Genomic DNA, 22,894 nt, shown 5'->3' on the forward strand with positions numbered 1-22,894 from the left:
TTCTACAGTTGTGCATGTTTTGATTCAAGGGAAACACACTAATCTTTATCACGTTCGTTGGAAAAATCTGCGTTTTCTATAATTTTAACTGAACATTGCCGTGTTTTGTCATCTTCTTGCCACATTACTAAGATAGCAATATCAATGATCCCACTTTGGATATCAGCCTGCGCTAGCAATTGATTTTTTTCCATTCCTAACTTATCTGAGCCAATAAATAAATTAGGCCCAGTAATAGAATAAGCACTGGCAAGGTAATAATTAGCGGCATTGCCCACACTCGCAACAAAGCTAAGCGGCTTAATGGCTTCTCGGTTGTGCACGTCAAACAACATAGATTGCATTAAATCACTAGAAAAATAATCAGCGCAACCGTACAAACCAATCCGCGAGGTTAAATCAACGCCCTGTTTTGCCCTAAAAACGGCCAGTAAGGCAATAAGTGTAAATGCATCCATTCTACGAACACTTAAACCTGTCTCTTGTTTTATTTTCTGGCGCAGTGCTTTTATATCCAATGATTTATCTAAACTAACTAATGAGTTTGCAAGTACGTTCATCATCTAAGCCTTATGCCTTTGCATCACTAACGCTGCGTTATTGCCACCAAAACCAAAGTAGTTAAGTAGCACAGTGTTTACCTGCGTAAAGTCTGGCTTTACATAAAACGGCCACATTAATTCTTTGCTATCGTGAGCATAACTTGCCACTGCGTAATTTTGTTGTTGCTGACATTGCTGGTACAAGGCTATTTCAATAACACCACACGCTCCCAAGGTGTGACCTGTAAAAGGCTTGAAAGCGATTAAAGGTGGTTGGTGCTGGTTAAAAACCCTTGTTAATGCGTTGCACTCTGCTTCATCGTTACCAAGCGTTGCTGTGCCATGAACCTTAACAACATCAATCTCGCCAGCGCTAATACCGGCATCGCTAAGCGCATCGCTGATCACTTGCGCAATATGACTGCCGTCTTCTTGCGTCATAGTTAAACTGTAAGTATCACACGCAGAAGCACCACCTAATAACTTAAACTGACACTGCTCAGCTGCGTTTGCAGATAGATACAATGCAGCAAGGCCTTCTCCTAACACCAGACCGGAGCGCCCTTTAGCAAATGCAGCTAAGCCAGATTGACTAATCAAATCTAGCGACTTAAACCCTTCGACTGTTAAAGGATTATAAAACTCACAGCCAATGACTAGCGCATTGTCTATTTTAGCTTGGGCAATTAAGCGTGTTGCGTATAAACATGCATTAGCGCTAGCAGTACAGGCCGTACTAAAAGTAAATTCTAAATCATTGAGGCCATAACGTTGAACTAAAGCACGATTTATTTTGTTGGTCGTAGAGAGCCAAAGTTCATCACTGGCACCAATATCAACTGCACTGATATCTAATGATGTTGAACCTAAAAACAAAGAGGTGGTTTTAAGATCCTCAGCAGTTAATGAAAGTTTTGCAAACAGCGGCAATAGCAATTGATCAAAGTAAGCTAAAATGTCGCCAAATTGACAGTTGTCTATTTCATTTCTAAATGATTTAAACGCCACTACTTCACTTTCGTTAGTCTGTACATTATTGCTTGTTTCAGTGCCTAACGCTGCACACATCACTTCACTGGCATTTAAATAGACACTGCGTAAAGTCATTATTTTTCGCGCTCACTAACAATAAAATCAACAATAGTATCAATAGACTGCAAATGCTTGCGGGTTTCTTTCGAGCCCTCAACTTTAATACCAAAATGCTGCTTTAGTACTAAAGATAATTGCAACGCGTCTAATGAGTCTAAATTTATGCGTGACTGACTACCAAATAAAGGCTCTGAGTCGATAATGTCTTCAGGGGCAAAATCATCTTCTTTGTCACACTCGGTAATAATCAGCTGCTTTAATTGTAGTTTTAGCTCTGCTAATTCCATGTCAAATTCCTCATTTTTTTATTAAATATCCATAGAGCGGCACTAAAGCATGACAATGAAAAACCCCAAAGTAATACGCTGTAATGCCAAAAACTGTGTGTCATTGTCTCGCCCATTATCAGCCTTAAAATTTGTGCTGACCAATACATAGGCGAACCATTTGCCAGTGCTGCAAGGTTGCTTGGCATGATCTCAAGCGGCACCATAAAGCCACTCAATGCCGCTAGGATGATATTCACCCCTCCCCCAACAACAATAGCTTGCTCATAGCTTGATACTAAACTGGCTAAAAATAATGCAAAGGAAATAGCCGCAACACTCAAACTGATTAATGCAATCACAGACAAGCTCAAGCTGTTTAGAGATAGTAGCGGCAAGTCTAAACAATACGGGATCACCACGCAGCCTATTAACGCTAATAACACTGTTTGCACTAAGCTTACGAGTGTATAGGCACATGCTTTATTATAAAAGTAACGCGCCATGCTAATAGGGTAGGTTTTTAACCGCACTAAGGTGCCATTATTTCGCTCGTTTATAAAAGTTAAAGAGACTGGTAACACAATAAAATACACGCCAAACACCCACCATGCAGGAATACTATTTAATGCTGGGTTGTGTAGCGCTTTTGCTGGCGTATCAATAAGTAAATAATTGACATCAGATGCTGTGATTACTGCGTTTATTTGCTCATCAATAACGGCATCGGCGTCTAAATCACCGGTTTCGAGCATATATAAATAAAGTTTCAGTTGTGCCAAACACGCTTTCACTTTTTCTCGCAGTAATAAACGTGTTTGTGGGGCAAGATCATCACTTATAATAAGTTGTAACTGGCTTGTACCTTGGCGCATAAGGATTTGTTGATCAAACTGCGGGTTGATAATCAACTGACTGACTTGCTCGGTTCTGCTTTTATTAGCGCTAATGATAAACCCTTGTGCTTGCAGTAACTTAGTAATAACCAGGCTGTGTTGGCTATTATTTTCACCCGCCACTGACAGTACCAAGTTCTGCTGTATACTTTGTTGTGACTGACTACTTGCCATGGTCATAATCACCATGAACACAATAGGCATAAGCAATAATACTGCTAAACTGTGCAAATCATTAGCAATTAAGCGCGCTTCTTTTTTCAGTGTGTGAATTAACATGCCTGCTCCGAAAACAACGCCCGATAAAGCAGCTCAATTTGGTTATCAGAAAAATTAACAGACTTTATTTCATCACTGAGCTGACTTAAAGCACTAAAAAGACTGCCAAGTAGCTTGGTGTCTGAAATAGTCAACTGATAGTGAGCCTCACTAATCACTGTTAATTGCTCTGTAAATAACGCTAACTGCACCTGAGATAAACGGTTTCTTGTGGTAAAGTTAAGCGTGAGTTGAGCACTATTAATAGCTTGGTTGGCGACAACTTTACCGTCTTTTATAAACACTACATCGTCACATAATTGCGCCACTTCATACAATAAGTGCGAGGTGTAAATCAATGTTTTTCCTTGTTTTTTTAAATCCTGCAACAAACTAATAATGGCATCACGAGAGAGCGGATCGATTCCCACAGTCGGCTCATCTAAAAATATAATATCAGGTTGTTTGCTCAGTGCGATTGCGATATTTAAACGCCGTTTATAGCCACCTGAAAGTGTACTTGCTCGTTTATTAGTAACCGCTTGTAAATTGCAGGCAGCAATTGCGGATTCAATATACTGAGCATGTAGGCGACGATTTTTTTCACTTATTGCAACAAAAAAGGCAAGATTATCATACACAGTTAGCTCTTCATAAAAGGCAAAATCTTGTGGTACTAAAGCCACTTTTTTTGCTATTGCCTGTTTTAGGCTTAACTGTTGATAATGCGGGTACTCTATCCGTCCTGCTGCAGGGGCTAACAAGCCAGTCATTAACGAAATTAATGTCGATTTACCTGCGCCATTTGGGCCTAAAATAGCGGTGCATGTACCTTGTTTTAACTGCAATGAGACAGCATCAACCGTCAACCGTTCAGCCCCTTTGTAAGCAAAGCTAAGTTGTTGTAGTTCCAACATGATAGGAGCTATTTTTGCCATAAGGTATCCTGCGCCATGATTACTGTCCTTGTTGTTATTTTAATTATAAACGTTGCGCAAGGTTAAACGCCTCGCCAATAGCCCGTTGTAAATCTAGTTTTTCGGCTTTTAATGCACCACCAATATAGCTTACAGGAATAGAGAGTTCATCTAGCTGCTGATGAATGCAAGGTAATACGGGTTCTTGCCCACTACAAATCACAACATAGTCAACCGCCAAAACCCGCTCTCTTTTTCGTACGCTGATATGTAACCCTTGTTGATCAATTTTAGTGTAATTTACCGCAGCTAACATCTTAACACCTTGATGTTTTAAATGTTCACGGTGGATCCAACCTGTGGTTTTCCCCAAGTCAGCTCCATGCTTTCGTAATTTTCGCTGTAATAAGTACACTTTAGGTGCTGTATCAGCACTGTCGGCTTTCGGCTGTTTATTTATCACACCACCTGGTGAATTCACTGTTAAATCAATGCCCCACTGATTCGAAAACCCCTGAGCAGATTGTTGCACACTCTGTCCAGATTGATTGCCAGTAATAAAACTTGCAACATCAAAACCTATGCCACCAGAGCCGACAATCGCCACACTGCCTTTAATTGGTACACTGCCATCTAACACTGCTTGATAGCCGACCACTTTCGGGTCGTCAATTCCCACAATATCAGGTGTATAGCCCTTCACCCCAGTAGCAACAACACAATGATCAAACTGAGCCAAGGTTGCAGTATCCGCTTGTGTATTCATGCAAACTTTAACATTAAGGCTCGATAAACGATTTTTAAAATACCGTAATGTTTCTTTAAACTCTTCTTTACCCGGAATATTTGCCGCTAATAAAAGTTGCCCACCCAGCTGGTTGCTTTGTTCAAACAAGCTCACTTTATGGCCTCGCTCAGCAGCATAAATTGCGCAGGCCATGCCCGCAGCCCCACCGCCGATAATAGCTACCTGTTTACTTTGTGTAGCTTTAACTGTCGGCATTAAGGTTTCATTACATGCGCGAGGATTAACAATGCATGTAGCGGGTAAATTAACAAAAATATTATCGAGGCAAGCTTGGTTACACGCTATACAGGTATTGATCTGTGCACTTTGGTTGTTATGTGCTTTGGCAACAAATTGGCTATCAGCTAAAAATGGTCGCGCCATGGAAATAAAGTCAGCGTGTTCGTCCGCTAATAATTGCTCTGCGACTTCCGGGGTATTGATACGATTACTGGTGATCACCGGCACCGAAACCGCCGCCTTTAAACGTTGACTCAATGACGTAAATAGCGCCCTAGGAACACTGGTTACAATGGTCGGCACGCGTGACTCATGCCAGCCTATGCCTGAGTTGAGCATATCGACTCCTGCATCCTCTAGCGCATGTGCAAGCTGTAATACCTCAGCAAAAGTGCTGCCATCTGCAACTAAATCCAGTAATGATAACCTAAATACTAATAAAAATTCAGGGCCTACGGCTTGGCGAACCTGTTTTACAATTTCAATCGCAAAACGGATACGATTTTCATAACACCCGCCCCACTCATCAATACGCTTATTGGTCGCTTTAACAATAAACTGGTTAATTAAATAACCTTCTGAGCCCATGATCTCAACGCCATCATAGCCTGCTTGTTTAGCAAGTTTTGCACATTGCGCAAAATCATTTATTTGTTTTTCTATTTCAGCGGTGGTTAATTCTTTTGGCGTGTAAGGACTGATCGGTGCCTGAATGGCCGAAGGCGCGACTTGCTGAGGCTGATAGCCATAACGACCGGCGTGGAGTATTTGCATGCATATTTTAGTACCGTGTTGTTTTACGGCATCTGTTATGAGCTTATGCTGTGCCACCCCAGTTTGGCAATCAAGTACACTCCTATTCGGTGCCAGTATGCCTTCGGGGTTCGGTGAAATCCCCCCTGTGATTATTAAACCGACCCCACCCTGTGCACGTTCACCGTAAAATGCAGCAAGGCGAGTAAAGCCATCTGGTAGCTCTTCTAAATTTGTATGCATAGACCCCATTACCACGCGGTTTTTCAGCGTAGTAAAAGCTAAATGATAAGGGGCAAATAATCGACTGAATGACATACAAACTACACAACTGTGGTACAAAACCGCGCTAGAGTAGCAAGCTTTAATAATGACTGCAAAAATTACCCACTAATTTTCTTCGCAGCATATTAAACAGTGCATTTTATAGGCAAAATTAAAAGTAAGGGCTTGTTGAATACCTAAACCGGCATTATGATAAAACTCAATTAACGGATAAAAACGTTTGTACCCTCTGTTTTTATTAATTTTATTCTACCAACAAGGAATGGTTATGTTTTCATTCAAGCCTTTATTGGTTGGCTTAACATTAGCAACCCTATCAAGCTCAGCATTTGCCCTTACAACAATAGAGCAGCGCGATTATGATCGTTTAGTTTCTGGTGATTTAACCGAAGTAAAAAAAGCCGCACAATCAATAGTCGCTAATAATACCAACAATGCTCAAGTATTAGATGTACTAGCCGAATTTGTCGCACAAAACTATTTACATGCACCGGATTATCAACTCGATACCATTGCATGGGCGTGTCGCGCACTAGGTGAAACAGGTAACCCACGTTACCGAGAGTTACTCACTAGCATTGTAAACAGTGATGCTCATAAAAAAGTTCGTAAATACGCGAAACGCTCACTAAAAAGCTTACCCTCTACTGATGCGAGCCAATACGTTGTTGGTAGTATTGATTTAAAGAGCATTCAAAAAGCCCCTGCTACAAACGGTTCATCATTAACTGGTGATGATAAAGCAATGTTTGATATTGCTTCAGGAAATTTAATTGAAATCAAAATGCTCGCGCAAAAATACACCACAAGTGGTATTCCTTCGCAACAAGTTGGCGACACCCTGGCTGAATATTTTGCCCAAAACTACAAAACGGGGCAACAACATCAATACGATACACTCGCATGGATATGTAAAGGCTTAGCAACAGATAAAAACGGTCGCTATAAAGCCTTAATTGAAGATGCCGAAGAAAATAGCCCTATTCGCGCAGTGCGTAAGCATTGTCCTGACGAAATCGAAGGCAAAGGCCCTTACTATCAAGCTGGTACTGTTGACCTAGTCAAAGTCGAAAAACAACTACAATAATATAGGGTCTGTAGACGTTATAAGGTCTACAAACCTTAATAACGCCGCATTTTAGCGGCGTTTTTTATTGTTCACTTTAATTTGAATCTCGCTATTTTGACTAAACTCAAAGACAGCATCTTCAGGGGATGGCTGGCCAAACATCAAATTTGGGTTATTTGAAAAGCCAACAGGTTCTTTGGGTATCGAACTGGCAGCTAAGTCTAGCTCACCATTGCCATTTAAATCCTGAAAAAATCGTACACAATAGCTGCCTGCCTGCAGTGAAGTTGACTGTTCGAGTAAGCTGGCTGAAACGGCTACTTCTTGCGTGACTAGATTAGGTAACTCTTTCCAGCTTAAAGCCACATTACTGCAATCAAGAATTTGATAATGCACCGTACCAGTGACCTGTTTAAATTTGGCAAACGAGAGCTTAAGTGTGTGCTGCTCGTTCGCGACACTTTGGCCCATCATTAAGCTGATGGCTAATAATCCAATGAATTTTTTCATGCCCTATACGCTCCTTTCTATGGCTTGAGTACCTATATCTAGGTATAATAGCGGACTTTTAGGAAGTTACAAAAGGTTAAAGGATGCGTAAAGTCCTCGTTATTCACTATTCGCAAACGGGTCAACTCACTCAAATAGCAGACTCTATTGTCGCACCGATTAAAGCTGGTGACGATATAATCGTCGACTATCTTAATTTAAAACCGAGTCAGCCTTTTCCTTTCCCTTGGCCATTTTTAACTTTTTTCCATATATTTCCTGAATGCGTAAAAATGACTCCGCAACCAATGGAGCTCATAGCGCCTGCCCATGATGACTACGATCTAGTTATTTTAACTTACCAAGTATGGTTTTTGTCGCCTTCGTTACCTATATCTTCGTTTATGCAGTCTGAACAAGCGATTAAGCTGCTCAACAATAAACCTGTTATTACCGTAATTGGTTGTCGTGGTATGTGGCTAAGCGCGCAAGAGAAAATGAAACAACTATTGAGTAATGTAAACGCTAAGCTCATTGATAATGTGGTACTGAGTGATGAATGCGGCACCGGTTTTAGCTTTTTAGCCACACCACTTTGGATGTTTTCAGGGAAAAAGAAATCAGTATCTTGGGTGCCAGCAGCGGGTGTAGCACAGCACGAAATAACCGCAGCAAGTCGTTTTGGCGTTGCTATCAAAAAAGCCTTATTAACCTTAGACCCTGGGCACACATTAGATAAACCCGTGCTTAAAGGATTAGGCGCAGTCAAGGTGAACGAAAAGTTTATAGCCAGCGAACGTGTAGGCCAACATAGCTTTAAAATATGGAGTAAAATTTTAGCTACACTTGGCCCGATGCATTCAACGCGCCGAAGTTGTGGGCTATTGATCTATGTGTTATTTTTGCTGACCTTAATCATTACTGTTGTGCCAATAACAGCACTCATAAAAAAATTAATTGCCCCCTTAACTAGAAAAAGAATAGCCAAGCAAAAAGCCTATTTTGCTGAGCCATCTGGAGAGTAACCGTCCGTTATGGAAAATGCTGTATATATAAATAACTTACACGCTGTCTTACCCAATAGTCCTGTAAGCAATAAAGAAATGGAAGTCGTTTTAGGTGAGGTTGGCGGACAACGCTCCCGCGCAAAACCCGTTATATTACGAAGCAACCAGATAAAAACCAGATACTACGCCATTGACCCAGAAACTGGTGAATACAACTACACCAATGCGTCATTGGCTGCGGATGCAGTGCGTGGTTTGTTTAATCAGCAAGGCACACAACTTGAACACCTAGATTGCTTAGTCGCGAGTACTTCAATGGCCGATCAAATTATGCCTAATCACGGTGTGATGGTTCATGGCGAGCTTAAAAATCCGAGCCTTGAGGTGGTCTCAACCGCCGGTATTTGTTTATGCGGGATCACCGCACTTAAATACGCATACTTAAATGTAAAAGCAGGCGAAAGCCAGCACAGCGCGGTGGTTGCCAGTGAGCTTGCTTCAAATGTCATGCATTCGCGTAATTTTAATGCTGAGAGCGAACATAAAGTTGCAATGCTAAACCAAAAGCCTGAAATCGCCTTTGAAAAAGATTTTTTACGTTGGATGCTTTCAGACGGTGCCGGTGCTGCATTATTAAGTAACAAAGCCAACGACCACGGCTTGTCTTTGCGTATCGACTGGATTGATGTCACTTCGTATGCTGATCAACTCGAAGCCTGTATGTATGCCGGTGCAGAAAAAATTAACGGTGAGCTAAAAAGCTGGACACGTTTTGATTCACAAGAGCGCGAGCAGCACTCTATTTTATCAGTAAAACAAGACGTAAAACTGTTAAATGAAAATATTGTAAAATACACCGTAGAAGATGCGCTGAGCAAGATAGTTCAAAAGCGAGGCATTAAAGCCTGTGATTACGACTTTTTCCTGCCGCATTATTCTTCGGGTTACTTTCGTGAGCGATTATTCGATGGCCTTTGTAATATAGACTTCCAAATCCCGTACGATAAATGGTTCACAAATTTAACGCAAAAAGGCAATACTGGCTCTGCGTCTATCTTTATTATGCTTGATGAACTGTTTAAATCAGGTCAATTAACTGATGGACAAACACTATTATGTTATGTGCCTGAAAGCGGGCGTTTTTCTAGTGCTTTTATGCAGTTAACCGTGATTAACAAATAATGTGAGTCGCCTGTGAAAAAACATGATGTGCCCCAAGACAACAGCAAAACCTATCAAGGTCAAAACAAACTTGTTTACGCCGTGGATGAGAGCGGCCATTATGAAGGCGTAAAATCATCGGGTTGGGAAGTGGAAAGTTTTGCCACCCAACTGGCTGTTGACGATTTAAACGAGCAAACCAACGAAGCCCTAGCACAAGCGCAACGTGGTGAAGTGTCGCCATTAGCTTATCATATGTTAGCTAGGCGCTTCGATATTCCCACACTCGCTGGCGCCAGCGGTTTTTTTCAATGGCAAATTAAACGTCATTTACGCCCTGCGGTGTTTGCAAAATTGTCTGATAAAAAACTTAATCGCTACTGCGACACCTTAAAAATTAGCCGCGAAGCATTGCTGACTTTGCCCTCACAATAGATACTTTCATGCCTGATATTATTTTACCAATAAACCACCAGCAATCTTCGCATTGTGAAACTGGCGTAGTTGCTACGCTATTGCAGAGTAAAGGCATAAACATGAGCGAGCCAATGGCATTTGGGCTTGCATCGGCGCTTACTTTTGCTTATTTACCTTTTGTTAAAATTAGTGGTATGCCATTGATCGCCTACCGCATGCCACCAAAAACCATCATCAAAAAGGTATGTAAAAAGTTAAATATAGAATTAGAAAGCCGCAAGTTTTCAAGTCCAGAAGCCGGTATGCAAGCACTTGATGACGAGCTTGAAAAAGGCAATTTAGTGGGTCTGCAAAGCTCAGTTTATTGGTTACCCTACTTCCCTGAGGATATGCGCTTTCACTTTAATGCCCATAATTTGGTGGTGTATGGTAAAACCGAGCAAGGTGATTACTTGATCAGCGATCCGGTTTTTGAGAACCCAGTTACTTGCGCATACGATGATTTAAAAAATGCCCGCTTTGCCAAAGGTGCATTGGCTGCAAAAGGCTTAATGTATGTGATTCGCTCAGCGCCAAGCCAATGTGACTTAGCCCCAGTAATAAAACCTGCAATTAAAAAAACCGCTAAGATGATGAATGGCTTAGTGCTGCCTTACTTTGGCCTGAAAGGCATTCGCCACATGGCAAAACAAATACGTATGCTTGATAAAAAGCCCGCTAAATATGCACGGCTTTACTTAGCGCACATTGTACGGATGCAAGAAGAAATTGGCACTGGTGGTGCCGGTTTTAGATTTATGTACGCCAGCTTTTTAGAGCAAGCCAGCGAGAAAACCAATACCCCTGCATTAAAAGAATGTGCAGAGCATACAACTGACCTTGGTGACTTATGGCGTGAGTTTGCAATGTTAGCGGTAAAATACTGCAAAAAGCGCAGCGATATCAACCTAGACGAGATAGCAAATAAGTTAGAGCAAGTCGCAGAGCAAGAGGCAAAATTAAGTAAATTGCTATTAAACGCTATTGCCTAAAAGCCTATAAGAAAAATCATTATCTTAAAAACGAAAAAAGTCACTCTAAAGTGACTTTTTTCATGCTTAGCGTTCGTGCGTTAGCCAATTACTAAATCGTCTTGCACCAATGGTTTTGCCGTATTACCAACAAAATCGTCAGTTGATAAAGCATTGATCAACTCAACACCTTGTATTTGCTGCTCATTGCTAAGGGGAACATACGGTAAACGGAATACCGGATTAACCGCACCTGTCATCATCAAGGCTGTATTAATCGCAATTGGATTCGGTTCACAAAACAACCAGTTCATTAAAGGTTGTAATGAACTGTTCAGCTCATCATTTTTAGTATCCATTAACTGGCGGAATAAGCCCGGTATCAGGTTAGACGTCACCGAGATCACTCCGTGTGCTTTATATTTGTGGCGCGCATCATGGGCTTCGTCATCATTGCCTGACCAACAAGCAATCCCTTGTTGTTCATAATGATCAATTCGCTCATTACCGCCACATTCTTTAACACCAATAAAATGCTCATGTTGCGCCAAAGGCTCAATAATATCTGGGGTTAAATCTTGCCCAGTGCGTCCCGCTACGTTGTAAATAAACGCCGGACCAATCGCCAGTACACGTTTAAAGTGTTCTTTAACTCCCGCAATCGAAGTACGGCCATAATATGGGTTAATTTGCAGTGCTGCATCCATTCCACTGGCAAAACCATATTCTGTTGCTTTTACCGCTTCACGAGTATTGTTACTCCCGGTGTTACCAACAATAATCAGTTTATCTGAGTATTTATTAACACTGTGAGCAATCAGCATTAGGTGCTCTTCCCAGTTCATTAACTGGCCTTCACCTGTGGTACCACCAACAACAATGCCATCAACGCCTGCCGCTATTTGCTGTTCAACTAATTCATCATATGTGGCAAGGTCAATTTCACCCGTTGATAAGTAAGGGGTTTTAATTGCTGTGATAAGACTTGCTTGTTTAATTTGTTCTAGGCTGCGCATAAAAATATATTCTTTAAAAAACTTGCCGTAGTTGTAACATAAATGAGCTTATTTTGGGAGTTCTGCAAAGCCTAATTAATAAAATAACTTGTGTTATCTGTGTGAGTAAGCCAAAATAAAACAACTGTATATATAAACAGTGTAATTATTTTTAACTTTGAGTGCCCTTTTATGCGTTTATCACGATTTTTAGCAACCCACTTTTATCACAGCGAAGAGCTTTGCCAAGCCTTAGCGATAGACGAAGACACCCTACTTTTATGGCAAGATTCTAGCTTATTTCCTAAACCCAGTTATTGCATTAAAAATCAGCTTAGCTGCAGCTCATACTCAGGTTTGTATGAGTGTGAAGAATATGATGACTACTATCCAAGAGGCTGTGTCAATTGGGGACAAGGATTGGCAAAACAAAAAATCACCTCATCCAGTCAGGCATTCAATTACTTTGCCCAGCAATATATGGCTGCACTTCAAAAGCTGGTACAACACGGATTTGAATTTAACGAAGAATTGTTTGGCTGTGATATTGAAGAACACCTACAACAAGTATGGCAGCAATTTTTATGCAGCAAGTACGGTGTACTCACCCAAAATGGTTTAATAGATGAAATAGCCGCGGTCGATATTGGCCGCTTAGTGGTTGATGACATCACCGAGCTGCGCACTAAGCCAAGCCTCAATCAAGACGAGCGCACACGACTACACCCCGCCATGAAGTTACTTAATCGTGCTCTGAGCCACGGCGCAGATCACGAAAAACAACATACACTTCGCACTCGTTATATTGATGCTCTGGTGCTTAAGTATGATTTGTCGGTTAAATAACCTGAACTCTGGATAATAAATCTCTTAACCAGAGCTCAGGTTAAATAGCTCTAAGCATTTTCTTAACCATAAAAAGTGAAATGCAACTAGACACATAAATCCTGAGCAATTAGAGCGACCAATTAAATGCCACGGCCTGCTCAGAAACGGCCCATAACTTAGTTAATGCGTCGTCATCTAAAACAAATGATTCAAGTTTGCATTCATCCACAGGGCCACTAAAATTCATCATTCCAGTAGGGCCATAATATGCTCGCTGCTTTAAATTTTCTTCAGTGGCACACATTACTTCTGGATAAGCCCCTTTTTCCGCGCTCTGCGCTAGGCCTAACTTCACCATAATTGACCAAGATAAACGTGTAGCTATATTTGCGCTTGACCTGATCAAGGATGTTTTTGATGCACCTGGATGGCACACATAGACTTTTACGGGTTTCTTGCTAACCGCGATTTTCTTCTGTAATTCATAAGCAAACATCATTTGCGCTAATTTACTTTGACTGTAAACTTTATTTGGATGGTAATTATTGTCCCAGTTTAAATCGTTGAATTGGATGGCCCTTAGGCCAATTTTATGACCCTCACTTGACACCACAACTATACGTCCTTGTGACTGCTCAATTCTGTCAAATAACAGTCCACAAAGTAAAAAGTGGCCGTAGTGGTTAACACCAAGCTGACTCTCAAAACCATCTACAGTGAGCTGTTGTTTTGCAATTTGTGCTATGGCGCCATTACATATTAACGCATCAATATGCGGTACAAGTGATAAAATTTGTGCCGCGCCATGGCGTACTGAACTAAGAACAGCCAAATCCATCACAATATAACTGACTTGGGCTGTATCACCGAATTCACTTTTTAATTGGCCAATAGCGATATCAGATTTACTGGTGTTGCGATTTAACATCACCACCCTTGCCCCTTTTGCTAGTAATAAACGCGACGCTTGAAACCCAGTACCAGAGTTAGCACCAGTAATAACATAGGTTTTTCCCTTGAGTGAATCAATTTGCTTAGGAGTCCAGCCTGTTGCACCAAATTGCCCTGTATTAGCCATAATCATTTTTCCATTTTTCGTTCAAGTTCTAATATGAATACATATTAGTCTCGGAATCAGCAATTAAATAGGCGTATTACGCTTTAAAACCTGCCTATTAATATCACACAATTGAGCTTCGTTCAGTTTGCTGTTACTTTAGCAACTTACTAATTGAGTGGATTTCCCTATGAGTAAACAATTAATTGAGCGTTTAATAAACGCAAAAACTAATCAAAGTGGCATGATAGAAAGTGGCATTAAAGGAATCCAATTATTTAGAATCACCGACTCAATTCGCTGTGCCCCTGCTGTTTATGAGCCTTCTGTTACGGCAATCCTAAACGGGAATAAAGAAGCAATTTGTGATGGTAAAAAACACCTATACGATCACCAGCGTTACATCTGTTGTACTATGTCCATGCCCATAGAAGCAGGTACTCCAACGTCTTCTAAAGATAACCCACTGTTAGGTGTGTACATCACATTAGACACCAAGTTGATGACTGAATTGGTACTAGAACTACAAAGTACACTTGGCACAATGCATATGCCCAAACAACAGCCCAGCCAAGGGCTATCGAGTGCACAATGGGATAATAAATTTACAGATGCGTTATATCGATTGTTACTGTTAGTAGACAGTCCAACAGACTTAGCAATACTAAGTAAAAGCCGGTTACGTGAACTGTATTATGCTATTTTACAGGGTCAATCTGGTGCGTCATTTAAGCGTGCTTTTGGTGTGGGGAACGAAGTTGCTCGCTCAATTGAGTATTTATCTGCCCACCTTAGTGAGGCAATTACTATCGAAGATATGGCTGAATATTCTGGTATGAGCAGAGCGGTATTTCATCGTAAGTTTAAACAAGCAACTAATATGTCGCCAATACAATTTGTTAAAGCCATGCGGTTAAATAATGCTGCCATGAAAATCGCTCAAGGTACTCATGTTAATGTGGCCGCAATGGACGTAGGTTATGTCAGTTCATCTCAATTTAGCCGAGAGTTTAAAAGAATGTACGGTACTTCACCTAAACAATGGGGTAAATCTACGCAATAAATAACCTGAGTATGAGACTAAAGCTTTGTGTATTAGGGTCGCTTTTATAACATAACGTAGAAACTAAAAAGCCTCACGATTGAGGCTTTTGACTGTTAACGACGTCGTGGTTGTGGACGTGGCTGAGGCCGTGGTCTTGAATGTACAGGGGGTCTCACCACGGTAACATTATTATAATGAGGATAACCTGCACCATAATACATTGGGTATCCATAGCCTGCGCCATAACCAACACCATAACTCACTGAGCCACTGACTTGGGTGTTTTCACAACCTGCAAGGTTAGCAGTAAGTAAAACGGTACTTACGCAGATCAACGCAATTTTTAAACGTTTCATTAGTTAGCTTCCTGTTCTGCAAGACCTAAAATAGCGCCATTGGGATCGGCAATAATGGCTAATTGAGCGTCTTCACCTTGATGCAATAAGGTAGCACCATTGGCTATCGCCTGCTGTAAAACAGCCGCTAGATTGGCTACTTCTACAAAATTTATCCATTTATCTCGCTGTTCAGCCGAAGCAGGTAACTTTACAATACTCGCTCTGAGTTCTTGCTCTTTTATTAAGTAATAGCTCTGTGAATTAGCTGCAATTTGCTCCGTGCTATAACCAAAGTGTTGATAAAACTCAGCCGCTTTTTCTGGGTTTACACTAAATAATTGCGCCCAGTCCCACTTTTTTGCAATCGCTTGATGAGCTGTGCTGCTTTCACCTAAATCTAAAAAAGCAATAATCGCGCCCTGTGGATCGGCAATAACAGCGCGTTTACCATACAGTGCAAAGTCATGTGGTGGAAATACAATGGTTGCATTATGTGCAACGGCATTATCAACACTTGTTTGTACATTACTGGTTGCAACACTGCCAATCCACAATGATTTATTGGTTTGATTTCGCTCTGCTGGACGCTTGATCACACCCGCTATAGGTTGCTCACCGTCATACATTAAGTGGTATTGTCTATTGTGTTGCTCAAAGGCTTTAACTGTCCAGCCAAATGTACGGGTATAAAAATCTAACGATGATTGCACATCACCAGTATAAAGATCAGCCCAAACCACTTTACCTTGAGCACTTTGCTCGATTGCAGTCTGTGTTGTCGTTGCGCTTTCGACAGCGAAACCTGAGCTACTAAACGAGAGCAAGGGTATTAAAGCTGCGATACAAAATTTTGAAATGGGTTTCATAAATTAATCATCCTTTTTAAGGTGATTCTACGTTAATTCACTGGCAAGTCTATAAGTGATTGAGTTTTATTCAAATATGCAACCCGTCATTACGGTTAACTTTTTATCACTTTAAATTTTCTAAAATACGCCAGTAAAATAGCCAACAATGTTACGATAAGTGTCGCCGTTGCAAAAAAATACACTAAACCAAGCGCTGCGCCCCAGCTGTTTAATGCAATCACAATGGCAACAATAATCACGGAAAAGCCCATACACTTAAAAACTAAGCGAGCCATCTTTGTCGCACGTTGCGCTGCGCCAAATATTTCACTGTAATGGCGTGGGAGTGATAAAATCAGCAATGAAAAGCCTAGCAACTGTAATACAATTTGCACTAAAATTAACATCCTTAATGACCCTTTTTTATTATATGCTCTGCATTACCTTCGGCTTTTCGCCTTTTTAGCACACACGCCGCTAATGCAAAGCCAGCAGCAAACAGCAGCATAGTTAAATCAAACCCAAGCATTAACCAGTCGCTGTTTTTAAAACTCACAATAATATTATGCTTGGTTGTTAACATATTAACGAGCGGCACTAAGGCAAAAATAGAGGCTGCCAGCCACAGCATTCTTTGCCAAGCCTGCTTTGCTGTTTGCAGCACACAAAAGCAAACACATAAAACAAACACAATAAATAAACTATGCATTTCCCATGCTGCACGGCTTACCATATCAACAGGTAATAAACGGTTAGCGTAAAAATACCCTGCGATAGCAATAGGCAAACCAATCACAACTGCCGCATTTAATTTATCTATAACGTTGATAAAACCTGTTTGCTGCTTTTTACGTTTTTGCACCCAAATAATCATGCCCGTCGCAATCATACCCGCACCTAATAGGCCTGATAAAAAGTACAGCCACCTTAAATATATATCAGCAAATAGTCCTTCATGTAGATGCTCGAGTACATCATACACTTTTGCCGCACTGTATTTTTTGCCTACCGCTTGTTCTATTTGAACGTGTTCATCAACGACTCGATAAGTGATAAGTGTTGCAAACTCAATGCCCTGTTGTGCATCAAACCACACTTCAAATCCTGGTTGCTCGGTGTTACGGTCAATTAGACCTAAATAACTAACCGCTTGATTTTCAAAACGTGACTTGGCATCTATTAACGCTGACTGAAGAGATAAGTCACTGGCAGGTAAATTAATAAATTGAGTTTCTGCCGCTTCCCGTTGTGTTTCATCATATAATTGGCGGTGTAATTTTTGGCCTTCACCATAAGTGGCATCAACCACAGGTGCAAATGAAACACCCATTAATAACATTAGTCCGCTATAGGTGATCATCAAATGAAAAGGCAGTGGCAACACACTAAAAATATTATGGATATCAAGCCAGCTCCGTAGCCCCTTGTTGGCACGAAAGGTAAAAAACTCTATAAATATTTTTTTATGAATGATCACCCCTGTGACTAAACCAATCAGCATTAGCATGGTCGCTAAGCTGGTAACTAAATAACCAACGACCAAAGGGACATAATGTAAATTGTAGTGCAATCGGTATAGTGTTTCACCGCCGCTGGTTGCTCTGGTGGTTATAAGTTCACCGGTATTAGGTGCAAGGTTTTTTTCATGCCATTGCCTACGTGTCCCAGTCTCTTTATTTGCTGGTTGTAACCATGAAATATCAATATATGGATCACGCGTTGAAGGATAACTAATATACCACTGAGTTGCGTCCTCTGCGTTGGCGGTGAGTTGTTGCTGCGCCTTATTGAGTATTGTTAAATCATCAATAGGTTCATTGACAATGGCTATTTCAGGCTTCATCCAGCGGTCTATTTCATTTTCGAAATAACCCACAGTGCCAGTTACAAAAATAAAAAATAATAACCAAGCAAATACAAAGCCTGACCAGGTGTGCAGCCAGTTCATGGATTGTCTAAATCGCGGTTTCATACTACTGCGGCCCCTGCAAATAGTAATTAAATGTATTAAGTACTAGACAAAAACCGAATACGACGAGAAAAGCACGTAAAGTGGTTTTAGTAGCAAAGACAAATAATACGGTGACGAGGTAAAAAATAAAGCTCAGCATGAGCCCAGTGATAATACTATTGGTTTTATCGCTAAGCAGGTGGTTACCTATCAATATAGCGCTGTACATTGATACAAAATAACCTCCGATTAATGCAAGCAGCACACGAACGGTTACATCAAATGCAGTACGGTGTTTTTTTGTGAGATTCATTTATATAAGTCAGGTGCTTTATTAAAGCACCTGACTAATTCCGCAGTTAAAATTTATACGACACACTTAGGCGAACATCACGCCCTTGTTCTTTAATTCCAACTACACCTTCGTAACCTGGGATGTGACCATAATCAGCAACACTGCCATGACTACGGTATGATTCATCAAGTAAGTTTTGTACAGATAAATCAAATCTTAGGTTTGTAAGTGGCTCGTAGGTTACATAGGCATCAAATAAGTCATAGCCTGGTTTATCAACGGTTTCAAGCTCACTCATCCAACCCAATTCGATTGAGCGATGGAAAACCTCAATGTCGTTGAGGCTGGCCACATGGTTATAGTTTAAGCCAAACTTTATTTGCTCACTTACATGATAATTAAAGTTAACATTGATTGAATCACCAATCGCTGTGCCTAATCCACCATATTCATAAGCCGCCAATTGAATACCATCAATATTAAACGTGCTGTAACCAGAGGCATCACCAGCATCTGGCCACACAAATGAAGCGTTATTTAATTCAACATCGTTATGGCTGTAGCTGACAATGACATCGAAGTTATCGCCTTGATAACCCGACACAAGCTCAATACCTTTAGTTTCTAAATCACCAATGTTTTCGTAAAATACCCCTTCGCCACCTTTAAACTTATCAAATACCACATCATTAATAACGCTTAAATACATTGACGCTTCAAACAACCAAGTACCGTCGTTATACACTAAACCAAGTTCAGTGTTATCAACTTCTTCGGGTTCAAGATCAGGATTCGGTGTTAACTCACCTACAGTAAACGCATCTGCGACTTGTCTGCCTCTAAGCGCTTGTGCATACCCAGCAGATAGCTTTAATGATTCTGTAAAGCTGTACTCAAAACCGATGTTGCCACTGACTCCATCTTGCTTATCTGTTGAGAATTCATCCGCGGTGGTAACAGGCTGACCATTGGCATCGGTTTCTACAACCCACACACCATCAACTTTAACCCAGTTTGCTTCTATTCCACTGTGATCAAGTTCATAAGCATCATAACGCACACCAAAACTAAGTAACAAAGCATCGCTTAATTGCCAGTGATCTTGAATATAAACACCGGTCACAGTACCTTCTTCATCAAAAATACCACCAAAGTCTTCATACGAATAAGCATGTACTTTATCTATTTTTTGCTCTATACCGTAGGTAAGCGTATGCATACCTAAATCACTGGTATTGCGGATATCAAAACCCGTTGTTTTTATTGATGCATCCCAAGTATAAAGCTCACGTTTAAATGACGACTCAGTTTGGTAAATCGTTGTTTCTAAGTTTACTAAACTATTTAAGTACCACGCATGATTTAAAACGATGGTTTCACGCTCTCCCCACGACATAAATAACGGATCTGTTTCAAGGGGTGCCCAGTTAGTTTGTTTACCAAACTCACCTTCTTCTTTGCGGTTTTCGTAGCTAAGTGAAAGATTTTGGTTTTCAGTCAGTTCAGCGTTTAGTTTGATGAATGCGAGAGTTTGATCCGCAGCGGTACCCGGTATTTCTTCACCATCACCGTCATCCATGTTGTCTCGACTTACGTTTACATAAGAGGCTAAAACCCCCACTTTATCGGTTAATTTCCCGTATAAAGCGAGGCTTTCTTTATGACCATCGTTAGTGAAATAGCTGGCCTTAGCAATACCACCAAACTGCTCATTTACACTAAGTAAGTCATCTGCACTTTTGGTTTTAAAGCGAATAGCGCCCCCTACGGCGCCCGTACCGGATGTTGCCTCACCCGCTCCGGCTTGTACTTCTACGCTTTGTAATAGTTCAGGCTCAATCGCCACACGGCCAATATGATGAAACAATGTACTGGTTTGTGGGGCACCATCTACAGTTACATTCACCATTGAGTCTTCCATCCCGCGTACAAAAATCTTTTGTGCGATACCTAGTGAGCCGCCAACTGTAACAGATGGCGTATGACGAAAAATATCTTCAAGGTCATTTGCTTGGTAGTTTTCAAGCTCTGTTGGGGTAATTTCTGAGTTTGTGGTAGCGCCAACAACGGTGATTTTTTCTATTTTCTTTTCTTTTTTTGAATCTGGCTCTGTAACCGCATTGGCATTAAAGCACAGCGTAAGCACAGCACTAGCAATACTGGTTTTTACAAACGTTTTATTTTTTAATACAGATGGCATGAACTGGGTCTCAATTAAGTGTTAAATTCTTAATTAAGAATTATTACCATTTAAACTCAAGAAGGATATGACTTTTACAATTGTTACATTTAAGAAATAGGAATCATTATCACCACTATTAAACCACCACTGTCGTGGTTGTGTGCGCTGATCTGTGCCCGCACACTTGCTAAATGCCGTTTAGCTAAAGCTAAGCCTAGACCAAAACTATCACCATCACTGATACGTGCATCATCCACTCTGAAAAATGGTTCAAATACCTTTTGTAAAAATTGTTCAGGTATACCAGGGCCTTGATCTAGTACCTGCAATTTGTACACACCTGACTCTAAAGACAAGTTAATAGTTACTTGAGCATACGCTGGGGTATAACGTAATGCATTTCGAACTACATTTTCTATTGCAGGCCCTAAAGCCCGATGGCAGCTATTTTCAATCACTGCACTGGGCGGAATATTGAGCATTATTTTTCTATCGGGAAACTCAAAACGTGCATCATCAATAAGCACATCAAGTAGGTCCACCAAATCGACTGGCTCTTGTTGAATAATAGGCTTTTCATTTTCCAGCCACGCTAAGGTTAAACTGTCTTCAACCAACTTACGGATATGTTTTGATTCTCGACTTATGCGTTCTAAATGACGTTGACTGTCATGCTGTTCAAAGTTATCAACAGCAATATCTAAACGGGTTAATGGCGTTCTAAGTTCATGGGATAAATCGGAAATAAGCTGGCGTTGATTATTAATAAGTTCACCAATGCGACTGGCCATTTTATCAAAGGTGAAAGCAAGTTGGGCTAATTCATCTGTTCGTCCGCCTAAATGTTTAGCGACACGTACCGAAAAGTTACCGCGACTAAATTCCGCAGTCGCTTTATCAAGCTTTTGCAGTGGGGTAATAATGTGGCGATATAAAATAATAGACAACACCACCAGTACTAGCATCGGCATAATTATTTGAAGTATAAATTTGGTGGTAGTCCAATGGCTTCCTGGTCGCATTCTATCAGGTAGCTTAATAAGTAAGCTGGCATCGGCTGTAGCAAAAGGAATTTCCATAATTGGATTTTGCTCAAAGTAAAGATGAATTTTCCACTCCACACTGCGCCCAAAGTGATAACTACCCACAATGCTTTTATCAAAAGGTTCGCCAGCAATATGGTTAACATTAAAACCCGTTATGGAAATCCAGGTATCTTCTTGGGCTTTTAATATATTGAGCCATTTATTTAATTTACCTAGTTCACCTTGTGTATAGAGCGACTCTGCGTGACTACCCCAAGCTTGCAACTGCGCACGATCTTGCTTGGCGATAAAGCTCATGCTTTCTTCAGTTTTTAAGGTAAATAAATGTAATAAATAAAAAAATGCAACCAAGCCAGTGGCTAAAATAAGGCATAACTTCCATAGCAATTTACGCTTCATTTAAAACAATACCCTTTGCCGTGAACTGTTTGTAAGCGCTCTCCTAACCAGTTGGCATCGGTTAACTTTCTTCTTACCCGGCTTAAGTGCATATCAATACTGCGATCGTACGCGCCTAGCTTTTTGTTAAGCACCGACTGGTATAAGTCTGCTTTACTCACTATTTGGTTTTGTTGCGATACCAGCTCCCAGAGTAATTTAAATTGGATTGGGGTAAACTCTAATTCTTCGCCATTAACATAAATAGTTTGTTTTGCCGCGTTGAGCATGAGTCCATCAATACTTATTTCAACGTGGGTCTGTGGACTGACGTGATTATGGCTGCGTCTTAATAAGCTTTCTATTCTCAGTAGTAGCTCTTGGGTGTTAAAAGGTTTAGCTACATAATCATCGGCACCGTGACTTAGACCTAAAATCCGCTCTTCTTCAGCGCCTTTTGCCGAGACCATAATAACAGGCTGTTGACTGGTTTCGCGCAGGGTTTTTAGCAAGGTTACACCGTCGAGTTGAGGTAACATTTTATCTAGTAGAATAAGGTGATGTTGCTGGGTTTGGGCTATTTTTAGACCAGTTATACCGTCATAGCATTGCTCAACACTATAACCTGACTTAACCAATAAATCGGTGAGATAATTATTTAACGTACTATCATCTTCAATTAATAAAACTTTTATTTTCGCCACTGGAGCATCCAAAATTAACACAAACGATAATTACTATT

24 protein-coding genes are annotated in these 22,894 nt (G+C 40.7%); 7 read left to right on the top strand and 17 right to left on the bottom strand.

Going from position 1 to position 22,894, the window contains the following annotated elements; translation table 11 throughout:
* Positions 1-38: 38 nt before the first annotated feature.
* From NQT69_RS10660 to NQT69_RS10685, 6 genes are read right to left on the bottom strand one after another with little or no spacing between them, the layout of a single operon-like run.
* A complete protein-coding gene (locus NQT69_RS10660; RefSeq protein ID WP_256827656.1) occupies positions 39-563 on the bottom strand; it encodes a hypothetical protein in 525 nt (174 codons plus the stop codon).
* Positions 564-1,649: a beta-ketoacyl synthase N-terminal-like domain-containing protein gene (locus NQT69_RS10665; protein WP_256827657.1), complete on the bottom strand. Its 1,086-nt coding sequence runs from the start codon at positions 1,647-1,649 to the stop codon at positions 564-566.
* Positions 1,649-1,921, bottom strand: a complete 273-nt coding sequence (locus tag NQT69_RS10670; protein ID WP_055019111.1) for a hypothetical protein — start codon at positions 1,919-1,921, stop codon at positions 1,649-1,651. Before NQT69_RS10670 ends, NQT69_RS10665 begins: the two co-directional genes overlap by 1 nt.
* Positions 1,912-3,075, bottom strand: a complete 1,164-nt coding sequence (locus NQT69_RS10675) for an ABC transporter permease (protein ID WP_256827658.1) — start codon at positions 3,073-3,075, stop codon at positions 1,912-1,914. Before NQT69_RS10675 ends, NQT69_RS10670 begins: the two co-directional genes overlap by 10 nt.
* On the bottom strand, positions 3,069-3,992 hold the full coding sequence (locus NQT69_RS10680) for an ABC transporter ATP-binding protein (RefSeq protein WP_256827659.1): 924 nt from the start codon (positions 3,990-3,992) through the stop codon (positions 3,069-3,071). The genes NQT69_RS10675 and NQT69_RS10680 overlap by 7 nt, the downstream gene beginning before the upstream one ends.
* A 43-nt stretch (positions 3,993-4,035) precedes the next feature.
* Positions 4,036-6,069 (bottom strand): FAD-dependent oxidoreductase, encoded by a 2,034-nt coding sequence (locus tag NQT69_RS10685; protein ID WP_256827660.1) that lies wholly within the window; start codon positions 6,067-6,069, stop codon positions 4,036-4,038.
* A 235-nt stretch (positions 6,070-6,304) separates the two neighbouring features.
* Here NQT69_RS10685 and NQT69_RS10690 point away from each other — a divergent pair, with 235 nt between their 5' ends.
* Positions 6,305-7,123, top strand: coding sequence for a HEAT repeat domain-containing protein (locus NQT69_RS10690; protein WP_256827661.1), 819 nt, complete (start codon positions 6,305-6,307; stop codon positions 7,121-7,123).
* 51 nt (positions 7,124-7,174) lie between these two features.
* On the opposite strand, the gene NQT69_RS10695 is transcribed toward NQT69_RS10690, so the two are convergent.
* Positions 7,175-7,615: a DUF2141 domain-containing protein gene (locus tag NQT69_RS10695; RefSeq protein ID WP_256827662.1), complete on the bottom strand. Its 441-nt coding sequence runs from the start codon at positions 7,613-7,615 to the stop codon at positions 7,175-7,177.
* A gap of 83 nt (positions 7,616-7,698) precedes the next feature.
* Between NQT69_RS10695 and NQT69_RS10700 the strand changes: the two genes are divergently transcribed.
* Genes NQT69_RS10700 through NQT69_RS10715 form a run of 4 tightly spaced genes read left to right on the top strand, consistent with a single transcriptional unit; the run spans position 7,699 to position 11,210 of the window.
* Positions 7,699-8,619 carry a dialkylrecorsinol condensing enzyme gene (locus NQT69_RS10700; RefSeq protein WP_256827663.1) on the top strand — a complete coding sequence of 307 codons (921 nt, stop codon included), beginning with the start codon at positions 7,699-7,701 and terminating at the stop codon, positions 8,617-8,619.
* Between the two features lie 9 nt (positions 8,620-8,628).
* Positions 8,629-9,783 (top strand): beta-ketoacyl-ACP synthase III, encoded by a 1,155-nt coding sequence (locus NQT69_RS10705; RefSeq protein WP_256827664.1) that lies wholly within the window; start codon positions 8,629-8,631, stop codon positions 9,781-9,783.
* A gap of 12 nt (positions 9,784-9,795) precedes the next feature.
* Positions 9,796-10,197, top strand: a complete 402-nt coding sequence (locus NQT69_RS10710) for a hypothetical protein (protein WP_087532164.1) — start codon at positions 9,796-9,798, stop codon at positions 10,195-10,197.
* An 8-nt stretch (positions 10,198-10,205) separates the two neighbouring features.
* A complete protein-coding gene (locus tag NQT69_RS10715; protein WP_256827665.1) occupies positions 10,206-11,210 on the top strand; it encodes a BtrH N-terminal domain-containing protein in 1,005 nt (334 codons plus the stop codon).
* Between the two features lie 80 nt (positions 11,211-11,290).
* On the opposite strand, the gene dapA is transcribed toward NQT69_RS10715, so the two are convergent.
* Positions 11,291-12,205, bottom strand: a complete 915-nt coding sequence (gene dapA / locus NQT69_RS10720; protein WP_256827666.1) for a 4-hydroxy-tetrahydrodipicolinate synthase — start codon at positions 12,203-12,205, stop codon at positions 11,291-11,293.
* Positions 12,206-12,376: 171 nt separating this feature from the next.
* On the opposite strand from dapA, the gene NQT69_RS10725 reads away from it, so the two are divergent.
* Positions 12,377-13,030, top strand: coding sequence for a DUF6058 family natural product biosynthesis protein (locus NQT69_RS10725; protein WP_256827667.1), 654 nt, complete (start codon positions 12,377-12,379; stop codon positions 13,028-13,030).
* 109 nt (positions 13,031-13,139) lie between these two features.
* Here the strand turns inward: NQT69_RS10725 and NQT69_RS10730 are convergent, their stop codons facing one another.
* On the bottom strand, positions 13,140-14,090 hold the full coding sequence (locus NQT69_RS10730; protein ID WP_256827668.1) for an SDR family oxidoreductase: 951 nt from the start codon (positions 14,088-14,090) through the stop codon (positions 13,140-13,142).
* Between the two features lie 169 nt (positions 14,091-14,259).
* Between NQT69_RS10730 and NQT69_RS10735 the strand changes: the two genes are divergently transcribed.
* Positions 14,260-15,132: an AraC family transcriptional regulator gene (locus NQT69_RS10735; RefSeq protein ID WP_256827669.1), complete on the top strand. Its 873-nt coding sequence runs from the start codon at positions 14,260-14,262 to the stop codon at positions 15,130-15,132.
* A gap of 95 nt (positions 15,133-15,227) precedes the next feature.
* On the opposite strand, the gene NQT69_RS10740 is transcribed toward NQT69_RS10735, so the two are convergent.
* From NQT69_RS10740 to NQT69_RS10775, 8 genes are all read right to left on the bottom strand, one after another.
* Positions 15,228-15,470 carry a hypothetical protein gene (locus tag NQT69_RS10740; protein ID WP_256827670.1) on the bottom strand — a complete coding sequence of 81 codons (243 nt, stop codon included), beginning with the start codon at positions 15,468-15,470 and terminating at the stop codon, positions 15,228-15,230.
* Entirely contained in the window at positions 15,470-16,318 is an 849-nt protein-coding gene (locus NQT69_RS10745) for a VOC family protein (protein ID WP_256827671.1), read from the bottom strand. The genes NQT69_RS10740 and NQT69_RS10745 overlap by 1 nt, the downstream gene beginning before the upstream one ends.
* A gap of 95 nt (positions 16,319-16,413) precedes the next feature.
* Positions 16,414-16,707: a DUF3325 family protein gene (locus tag NQT69_RS10750; protein WP_256827672.1), complete on the bottom strand. Its 294-nt coding sequence runs from the start codon at positions 16,705-16,707 to the stop codon at positions 16,414-16,416.
* A gap of 2 nt (positions 16,708-16,709) precedes the next feature.
* Positions 16,710-18,248, bottom strand: a complete 1,539-nt coding sequence (locus NQT69_RS10755) for a PepSY-associated TM helix domain-containing protein (RefSeq protein ID WP_256827673.1) — start codon at positions 18,246-18,248, stop codon at positions 16,710-16,712.
* Positions 18,249-18,273: 25 nt separating this feature from the next.
* On the bottom strand, positions 18,274-18,564 hold the full coding sequence (locus NQT69_RS10760) for a hypothetical protein (RefSeq protein ID WP_256827674.1): 291 nt from the start codon (positions 18,562-18,564) through the stop codon (positions 18,274-18,276).
* Positions 18,565-18,610: 46 nt separating this feature from the next.
* Positions 18,611-20,746: a TonB-dependent receptor gene (locus tag NQT69_RS10765; protein ID WP_256827675.1), complete on the bottom strand. Its 2,136-nt coding sequence runs from the start codon at positions 20,744-20,746 to the stop codon at positions 18,611-18,613.
* Between the two features lie 89 nt (positions 20,747-20,835).
* Positions 20,836-22,173 carry a HAMP domain-containing sensor histidine kinase gene (locus tag NQT69_RS10770; protein ID WP_256827676.1) on the bottom strand — a complete coding sequence of 446 codons (1,338 nt, stop codon included), beginning with the start codon at positions 22,171-22,173 and terminating at the stop codon, positions 20,836-20,838.
* A complete protein-coding gene (locus tag NQT69_RS10775) occupies positions 22,170-22,856 on the bottom strand; it encodes a response regulator transcription factor (protein WP_256827677.1) in 687 nt (228 codons plus the stop codon). The genes NQT69_RS10770 and NQT69_RS10775 overlap by 4 nt, the downstream gene beginning before the upstream one ends.
* Positions 22,857-22,894 lie beyond the last annotated feature (38 nt).

The organism is Pseudoalteromonas shioyasakiensis (assembly GCF_024518675.1).
GTDB lineage: Bacteria > Pseudomonadota > Gammaproteobacteria > Enterobacterales > Alteromonadaceae > Pseudoalteromonas > Pseudoalteromonas shioyasakiensis_B.

Coding starts and splice junctions, on each gene's coding strand:
- NQT69_RS10765 (WP_256827675.1), bottom strand. CDS start 20,746: ATGCCATCTGTATTAAAAAATAAAACGTTTGTAAAAACCAGTATTGCT.
- NQT69_RS10725 (WP_256827667.1), top strand. CDS start 12,377: ATGCGTTTATCACGATTTTTAGCAACCCACTTTTATCACAGCGAAGAG.
- NQT69_RS10680 (WP_256827659.1), bottom strand. CDS start 3,992: ATGGCAAAAATAGCTCCTATCATGTTGGAACTACAACAACTTAGCTTT.
- NQT69_RS10700 (WP_256827663.1), top strand. CDS start 7,699: ATGCGTAAAGTCCTCGTTATTCACTATTCGCAAACGGGTCAACTCACT.
- NQT69_RS10755 (WP_256827673.1), bottom strand. CDS start 18,248: ATGAACTGGCTGCACACCTGGTCAGGCTTTGTATTTGCTTGGTTATTA.
- NQT69_RS10760 (WP_256827674.1), bottom strand. CDS start 18,564: ATGAATCTCACAAAAAAACACCGTACTGCATTTGATGTAACCGTTCGT.
- NQT69_RS10685 (WP_256827660.1), bottom strand. CDS start 6,069: ATGTCATTCAGTCGATTATTTGCCCCTTATCATTTAGCTTTTACTACG.
- NQT69_RS10695 (WP_256827662.1), bottom strand. CDS start 7,615: ATGAAAAAATTCATTGGATTATTAGCCATCAGCTTAATGATGGGCCAA.
- NQT69_RS10740 (WP_256827670.1), bottom strand. CDS start 15,470: ATGAAACGTTTAAAAATTGCGTTGATCTGCGTAAGTACCGTTTTACTT.
- dapA (WP_256827666.1), bottom strand. CDS start 12,205: ATGCGCAGCCTAGAACAAATTAAACAAGCAAGTCTTATCACAGCAATT.
- NQT69_RS10670 (WP_055019111.1), bottom strand. CDS start 1,921: ATGGAATTAGCAGAGCTAAAACTACAATTAAAGCAGCTGATTATTACC.
- NQT69_RS10690 (WP_256827661.1), top strand. CDS start 6,305: ATGTTTTCATTCAAGCCTTTATTGGTTGGCTTAACATTAGCAACCCTA.
- NQT69_RS10665 (WP_256827657.1), bottom strand. CDS start 1,649: ATGACTTTACGCAGTGTCTATTTAAATGCCAGTGAAGTGATGTGTGCA.
- NQT69_RS10715 (WP_256827665.1), top strand. CDS start 10,206: ATGCCTGATATTATTTTACCAATAAACCACCAGCAATCTTCGCATTGT.
- NQT69_RS10730 (WP_256827668.1), bottom strand. CDS start 14,090: ATGGCTAATACAGGGCAATTTGGTGCAACAGGCTGGACTCCTAAGCAA.
- NQT69_RS10735 (WP_256827669.1), top strand. CDS start 14,260: ATGAGTAAACAATTAATTGAGCGTTTAATAAACGCAAAAACTAATCAA.
- NQT69_RS10675 (WP_256827658.1), bottom strand. CDS start 3,075: ATGTTAATTCACACACTGAAAAAAGAAGCGCGCTTAATTGCTAATGAT.
- NQT69_RS10660 (WP_256827656.1), bottom strand. CDS start 563: ATGATGAACGTACTTGCAAACTCATTAGTTAGTTTAGATAAATCATTG.
- NQT69_RS10770 (WP_256827676.1), bottom strand. CDS start 22,173: ATGAAGCGTAAATTGCTATGGAAGTTATGCCTTATTTTAGCCACTGGC.
- NQT69_RS10745 (WP_256827671.1), bottom strand. CDS start 16,318: ATGAAACCCATTTCAAAATTTTGTATCGCAGCTTTAATACCCTTGCTC.
- NQT69_RS10750 (WP_256827672.1), bottom strand. CDS start 16,707: ATGTTAATTTTAGTGCAAATTGTATTACAGTTGCTAGGCTTTTCATTG.
- NQT69_RS10705 (WP_256827664.1), top strand. CDS start 8,629: ATGGAAAATGCTGTATATATAAATAACTTACACGCTGTCTTACCCAAT.